The sequence below is a fragment of the Streptomyces sp. SP18BB07 genome, from assembly GCF_036322545.1.
Classification (GTDB): domain Bacteria; phylum Actinomycetota; class Actinomycetes; order Streptomycetales; family Streptomycetaceae; genus Streptomyces; species Streptomyces deccanensis.
In genome coordinates this window covers 158,081-164,635 of the sequence record NZ_JAQYWT010000274.1, presented here as the reverse complement: position 1 = coordinate 164,635, position 6,555 = coordinate 158,081, and the positions used below count along the sequence as shown (strand labels likewise).

5 protein-coding genes are annotated in these 6,555 nt (G+C 71.1%); 3 read left to right on the top strand and 2 right to left on the bottom strand.

The window, feature by feature from the left end:
- Nucleotides 1-229: 229 nt before the first annotated feature.
- On the bottom strand, nt 230-1,303 hold the full coding sequence (gene ku / locus PUR53_RS13650) for a non-homologous end joining protein Ku (protein ID WP_443078176.1): 1,074 nt from the start codon (nt 1,301-1,303) through the stop codon (nt 230-232).
- Between the two features lie 155 nt (nt 1,304-1,458).
- Between ku and PUR53_RS13645 the strand changes: the two genes are divergently transcribed.
- The 3 genes from PUR53_RS13645 (at nt 1,459) to ligD (ending at nt 5,642) form a co-directional block, all read left to right on the top strand.
- Entirely contained in the window at nt 1,459-1,866 is a 408-nt protein-coding gene (locus PUR53_RS13645; RefSeq protein WP_329908437.1) for a VOC family protein, read from the top strand.
- Nucleotides 1,867-1,988: 122 nt separating this feature from the next.
- Nucleotides 1,989-4,394 (top strand): excinuclease ABC subunit UvrA, encoded by a 2,406-nt coding sequence (locus tag PUR53_RS13640; RefSeq protein ID WP_329898376.1) that lies wholly within the window; start codon nt 1,989-1,991, stop codon nt 4,392-4,394.
- A gap of 366 nt (nt 4,395-4,760) precedes the next feature.
- Nucleotides 4,761-5,642 carry a non-homologous end-joining DNA ligase gene (gene ligD / locus PUR53_RS13635; RefSeq protein WP_329898375.1) on the top strand — a complete coding sequence of 294 codons (882 nt, stop codon included), beginning with the start codon at nt 4,761-4,763 and terminating at the stop codon, nt 5,640-5,642.
- Between the two features lie 44 nt (nt 5,643-5,686).
- On the opposite strand, the gene PUR53_RS13630 is transcribed toward ligD, so the two are convergent.
- On the bottom strand, nt 5,687-6,490 hold the full coding sequence (locus PUR53_RS13630; protein WP_329908436.1) for a nuclease-related domain-containing protein: 804 nt from the start codon (nt 6,488-6,490) through the stop codon (nt 5,687-5,689).
- Between the last annotated feature and the right edge of the window lie 65 nt (nt 6,491-6,555).

The window sequence follows — 6,555 nt, the reverse complement described above, 5'->3', positions numbered from 1 at the left end:
GAGGGCCGGAGCCAAGGGCCGGAGTCAAGGGCGGAGCCGAGGGCCGGAGCCAAGGGCCGGAGTCAAGGGCGGAGCCGAGGGCCGGAGCCAAGGGCCGGAGTCAAGGGCGGAGCCGAGGGCCGGAGCCAAGGGCCGGAGTCAGGGGCGGGGCCGAGGGCCGGAGCCAAGGGCCGGAGTCAGGGGCGGGGCAGTTGGTGGTGGCCCGGTTCGGTTCTGGGCGGCGTGGTGGTTACGCCGAGCGTTTGCGGGTGGTCGTTTTCTTTGCCGGGGTTTTCTTCGCCGGGGTTTTCGCCGTCGACGACTTCGCCGACGCCGTGGATTTCGTGGTCGTCGATTTCGTCGTCGCCGTCTTTCTGGGCGTCTGCTTCTTCGTGGCCGCCTTCTTCGTCGGCTGTGCCGAGGTGGTGGACGTCGACTTCTTGGGCGCGGCAGCCGTCTTCCTCGTGGAGGCGGTGGACTTCTTGCCGGGCTCCCCCTTGGGCGTGGGCCGGGACGCGAGGTGGGTGACGTCCGCGTCGGCTTCCTCGCCCCGCGACTCCTTGGCCTCGCGCACGCTCTTCTCCAGCGCGGCCATGAGGTCGAGCACCTTGCCCTCCGCGGCCGGCACCGGAGCGCTCGGCGGCTCCTCGCCGGAGGCCTTCGCCGCGATCATTTCCTCGACGGCCTCGCGGTAGTCGTCGTGGAGGGACTCCAGGTCGACCTCCCCGAGCGTGTCCATGAGGGCGTCCGCCAGGTCGAGTTCCTTGTCTCGGACGGTGACACTCGCGTCGGGGGCGACCCCCTCGGTCGTACGGATCTCGTCGGGCCAGAGCAGACCGTGCATGGCCAGCACGTCGTCCACCACCCGGAGCATCCCCAGCCGCTCGCGCCCCCGGAGCGCGAACTTGCAGATGGCGACCTTTCCGCTGCGCTTGAGCGCCTCGCGGAGGAGGGTGTACGGCTTGGCCGCGGGGACCCCGTTCGCCGCGAGGTAGTACGCGGCGTCCACCTGGAGCGGGTCGACGTTCTCGGCCGGTACGAACCCCTCGATCTCGATCGTCTTGGCCGTGGGGATGGGCAGCGACGCGAGGTCCTCGTCCGTGATCGGGATCATCGTGCCGTCCGCGTCCTCGTACGCCTTGCCGATCTCCCCCTGCGTCACCTCACGGTCCTCCAGCTCGCAGACCTTGCGGTAGCGGATGCGGCCCCCGTCCTCCAGGTGGACCTGGCGGAAGGAGACGGAGTGGCTCTCGGTCGCGTTCACCAGCTTGATCGGGATGCTGACCAGGCCGAAGGAGATGGCGCCGTTCCAGATGGATCGCACGGGCAGCACGCACCTTTCGGGTCCCTGCTTCCGGTTTGTCCACACCGTAACGCCGACCCGCCGCCCTTGCCCGTCGACCGCCGGGCGCCCCCTCCGGCCGGACCGGTCAGGATTCGAGAAGCGCGGGCGGGTGGGGCGCGCCTAGCGTGAAGGCCATGGACCTCACCATCAACGCGAGCTTCCTCCCGCACGACGACCCGGACGCCTCCCTCGCCTTCTACCGCGACGTCCTCGGCTTCGAGGTTCGAAACGACGGCGGGTACGACGGCATGCGCTGGATCACGGTGGGACCGGTCGGTCAGCCCGACACGTCCATCGTCCTGGAGCCCCCGGCGGTCGACCCGTCCGTCGACGAGGACGAGCGGCGCATGATCGTCGAGATGATGGCCAAGGGGACGTACGCGCGGGTCCTCCTCGCCACCGCCGACCTCGACGGCACCTTCGAGCGGTTGGAGGCGGGCGGCGCCGAGATCGTCCAGGAGCCGATGAAGCAGCCGTACGGTGTCCGCGACTTCGCCGTCCGCGATCCGGCGGGCAACCTGATCCGCCTCCACGAGGTCTGAGATCCGAGGACGGCAGCGGTCGTACGAAGAGGCAGCCGTTCCCGGCGGAGCGGAACCGGGCGGGCGACTCCGGCGGGGACCATGACCTTGGGACGCGGCCCCGCCCTACAGATGGAGGAACGATGACGAAGGCCACGAGGGCGCGGACGCAGGCGCAGGCGCAGGCTCCCGGGCCGCACGCCGCCGACAGCCATGACCTGATCCGTGTGCACGGCGCGCGGGAGAACAATCTCAAGGACGTCAGCATCGAGATCCCGAAGCGCCGGCTGACGGTGTTCACGGGGGTCTCCGGCTCGGGGAAGAGCTCGCTGGTGTTCGACACGATCGCCGCCGAGTCGCAGCGGCTGATCAACGAGACGTACAGCGCCTTCCTCCAGGGCTTCATGCCGAACCTGGCCCGGCCCGAGGTGGACGTGCTGGACGGGCTGACCACCGCGATCACCGTGGACCAGCAGCGGATGGGGTCCGATCCGCGCTCCACCGTCGGCACCGCCACCGACGCCAACGCGATGCTGCGCATCCTCTTCAGCCGGCTCGGCAGACCGCACATCGGCCCGCCCGGCGCGTTCTCCTTCAATGTCGCCTCGGTCTCGGCGAGCGGCGGTCTCACGGTCGACCGGGGCGCCGACAAGACCAAGACCGAGAAGGTGACGTTCAGCCGCACCGGCGGGATGTGCACGCACTGCGAGGGCCGGGGCACGGTCTCCGACATCGACCTCACCCAGCTGTTCGACGACACGAAGTCGCTGTCCGAGGACCCGTTCACCATCCCCACCTACACGGGGGACGGCTGGGTCGTGCGGGTCATCGCCGAGTCGGGCTTCTTCGACAAGGAGAAGCCGATCCGGGAGTACACCAAGAAGGAACGGCACGACTTCCTGTACCGCGAGCCGACCAAGGTGAAGGTCAACGGCGTCAACCTCACCTACGAGGGCCTGATCCCGAAGATCCAGAAGTCGTTCCTCTCCAAGGACCGCGAGTCGATGCAGCCGCACATCCGCGCCTTCGTGGACCGGGCGGTCACCTTCGCCGTGTGTCCCGACTGCGGCGGAACGCGGCTGAGCGAGCTGGCCCGCTCCTCACGGATCGGGAAGCTCAACATCGCGGAGGCCTGCGCGATGGAGATCCGCGACCTGGCCGAATGGGCGCGCGGGATCGAGGACGCGTCGGTGGCGCCGCTGCTCGCCAAGCTCCACTACACGCTCGACTCGTTCGTCGAGATCGGCCTCGGCTACCTCTCCCTGGACCGGGCCTCCGGCACGCTCTCCGGCGGTGAGGCACAGCGCACGAAGATGATCCGCCATCTCGGCTCCTCGCTCACCGACGTGACGTACGTCTTCGACGAGCCGACCATCGGTCTGCACCCGCACGACATCGAGCGCATGAACAACCTGCTGCTGCGACTGCGCGACAAGGGAAACACGGTACTCGTCGTGGAGCACAAGCCGGAGACGATCGCCATCGCCGACCATGTCGTGGACCTCGGCCCCGGCGCCGGTACGGCGGGCGGCACGGTCTGTTTCGAGGGCACTCTGGAGGGGCTGCGGGCGAGCGACACCGTCACCGGACGTCACCTCGGCGACCGGGCCGCGCTGAAGGAGTCGGTGCGCAAGCCCACGGGCGCGCTGGAGATCCGCGGTGCCTCGGCGAACAACCTCCGACACGTGGACGTCGACATCCCGCTCGGTGTGCTCACCGTCGTCACCGGGGTCGCCGGCTCCGGGAAGAGCTCGCTGGTGCACGGCTCGATCCCCGCCGAGGAGGGCGTGGTGTCGGTCGACCAGACCCCGATCCGCGGCTCCCGGCGCAGCAACCCGGCGACGTACACCGGACTCGCCGACCCGATCCGCAAGGCCTTCGCCAAGGCCAACGGGGTCAAGCCGGCCCTGTTCAGCGCCAACTCCGAAGGTGCCTGTCCGACCTGCAACGGCGCCGGTGTCATCTACACCGATCTGGCGATCATGCAGAGCGTCGCCACGACGTGCGAGGAGTGCGAGGGGAAGCGGTTCGAGGCGTCGGTGCTGGAGTACCGCTTCGGCGGCCGGGACATCAGCGAGGTGCTCGCGATGTCGGTGACCGAGGCGGAGGCGTTCTTCGGCGAGGGTGAGGCGCGCACCCCGGCCGCCCACCGGATCGTCGAGCGGATGGCGGACGTCGGGCTCGGCTACCTCACCCTCGGCCAGCCGCTCACCACGCTCTCCGGCGGTGAGCGCCAGCGGCTGAAGCTGGCCACCCACATGGGTGACAAGGGCGGGGTCTACGTCCTCGACGAGCCGACCACGGGTCTCCACCTCGCCGATGTGGAGCAACTGCTCGGGCTGCTCGACCGCCTGGTCGACGCCGGCAAGTCGGTGATCGTCATCGAGCACCACCAGGCGGTCATGGCGCACGCCGACTGGATCATCGACCTCGGCCCGGGCGCCGGTCACGACGGCGGCCGGATCGTCTTCGAGGGCACCCCGGCCGACCTGGTCACGGCCCGCTCCACCCTCACGGGCGAGCACCTGGCCGCGTACGTGGGGGCCTGAGAGCGGACGGGGGGCATGCGCACGGCCGTGGGGGTGAGCGCGGCCGGGTGCGGGGCGCGGGGCCGGCTCAAGGGCTTCGGGGGCCGCCTCGGGGGCTTCCGGGGACGCCGCCCTCCCCTCCCCCGTCGACGGGTGCGGGTGCGTGGGGGCTGGTCGCGCAGTTCCCCGCGCCCCTGAAAGCAGGGGCTGCGCCCCGTGCTTTTCGCGAGAGGCCCCATCCACCCGCCCCCGGCGGCGCACTCCGCCCCGACCGTTCGCCCCCCTTCACCCCCTTCACCCCCTTCACCCCCTTCACCCCCTTCACCCCCTTCACCACCTTCACCACCTTCACCACCTTCGCCACCGAATCATGGGATTCTGGCTCCCATGACACCCATCACCGAGGTGGAGGGCCACAGGGTCGCCCTCTCCAATTTGGAGAAGGTCCTCCACCCGGCGACGGGGTTCACCAAGGGTGAGCTGCTGCACTACTACGCCACGACGGCGGACGCCCTGCTGCCGCACCTGCGCGACCGCCCGGTCTCCTTCCTCCGCTACCCGGACGGGCCGGGTGGCCAGGTCTTCTTCACCAAGAACGTGCCGCCGGGCACCCCGGACTGGGTCACCACGGCCGAGGTGCGGCGGATGGAGGGGCCGGCCCGGATGGTGCTGGTGCAGGACCTGGCGAGCCTGATGTGGGCCTCGAACCTGGTCGTGGAGTACCACACACCGCAGTGGACCGTCCGCACCTCCGACGAGGCCGACCGGCTGGTGTTCGACCTGGACCCGGGGTCGCCCGCGACGGTCGTCGAGTGCTGCGAGGTGGCGTGCTGGCTGCGGGAGCGGCTCGCGGCGGACGGGATCGAGGTGTACGCGAAGACGTCCGGGTCGAAGGGGCTGCATCTGCTGGCGGCGGTGCGCGGGGCGTCCTCGGAGCGGGTGTCGGAGTACGCCAAGGACATCGCGGTCGAGGCGGAGCGGGCGATGCCCCGCCGGGTCGTCCACCGGATGACCCGCAGTCTGCGTCCCGGCAAGGTCTTCGTCGACTGGAGCCAGAACGCCGCCCGCAAGACGACGGCCGCCCCGTACACCCTGCGGGCCCGCCCCGAGCCGACGGTCTCCGCGCCGGTGACCTGGACCGAGGTCGAGGAGTGCGGCGCCCCCGAGCTGCTGTCCTTCCGCGCCCCGGACATCGCTCCCCGGCTGCAGGACTACGGCGACCTGCTGGCACCCCTCCTGGACCCGAAGGCCGCGCACGCCCTGCCATGACGAGGCCCGCGCCCGCCCCCGTGGGCGGTCTACCCCTCGGCCGTCTACACCCGTGTCCACGTCCGCCGGTCGCGGGCCATCGCGTGCAGTCCCTCCACGTCCGCCGGTTTCAGCACCCCACCGGCGCGGGCGAGTTCCGGCAGGTCCGTGTCGCGCAGGACGCGTACCTCCCGCAGGGGGGTGGTGACCGCGACGGCGGAGGGTTCGGCGAGGGCGAGGACCGGGCGGACCTCGGCAGTGAGGGCGTAGGAGGCGCGGTCGGCGTCGGCGCGCAGTCCGCGCAGCAGCGCGCGGGGCTCGCGCCGGCCCACGGCGACCATGGGGTCGGTGACGACGACGCGCTGCCTGCGGGCGTGGACGGAGCGGACGCAGAACACGCCCCCGGGACCGACGACCAGATGGTGGATGCGGTCGCCGCCGGGCAGCGGCACGGAGTGCAGGGTGTGCCAGCCGGCGCCCTCCAGTCGGTCCAGCGCGTCGCCGACCGTCCGCTCGGCGGCCAGGGCTCGGCGGCGGGGGTCGGGCCGCAGCCGGTGCGGCGGGCCGGGAGCGCGGTCGAGGGAGATCAGCAGGGCCTCGCCGGGCCGGTTGGGGGCGAGGTCGTCGTCCGGGGGGAGGCTCAGCCGGGCCAGTTCGGCGGGGGTCGGCACGGGCGGCGGTCCCACGGTGAGCGGGCCGGTGACGAAGGGGCCGAGGACGGCCAGCACGTCCTCTCTCAGCTCCTCGCTGAGGAGGTTCACCCGGCCCGTCTCACGGTCGTACCAGGCGACGTTCCTCCCGTCGGTCCGGCACACGTACAGGCGACGCTGTCCGTGACGCCAGGTCGGTATGACGCGCAGTCCGCTCATGCACCATCACCCCACGTCCATGGGAACAGGCGGGGTGCTCCATCGGCAAGAACCCGGCTACCTTT

What these genes read in the sequence shown, in the direction of transcription:
- PUR53_RS13645 (WP_329908437.1), top strand. Translation starts at nt 1,459, where the DNA reads ATGGACCTCACCATCAACGCGAGCTTCCTCCCGCACGACGACCCGGAC.
- PUR53_RS13640 (WP_329898376.1), top strand. Translation starts at nt 1,989, where the DNA reads ATGACGAAGGCCACGAGGGCGCGGACGCAGGCGCAGGCGCAGGCTCCC.
- ligD (WP_329898375.1), top strand. Translation starts at nt 4,761, where the DNA reads ATGACACCCATCACCGAGGTGGAGGGCCACAGGGTCGCCCTCTCCAAT.
- PUR53_RS13630 (WP_329908436.1), bottom strand. Translation starts at nt 6,490, where the DNA reads ATGAGCGGACTGCGCGTCATACCGACCTGGCGTCACGGACAGCGTCGC.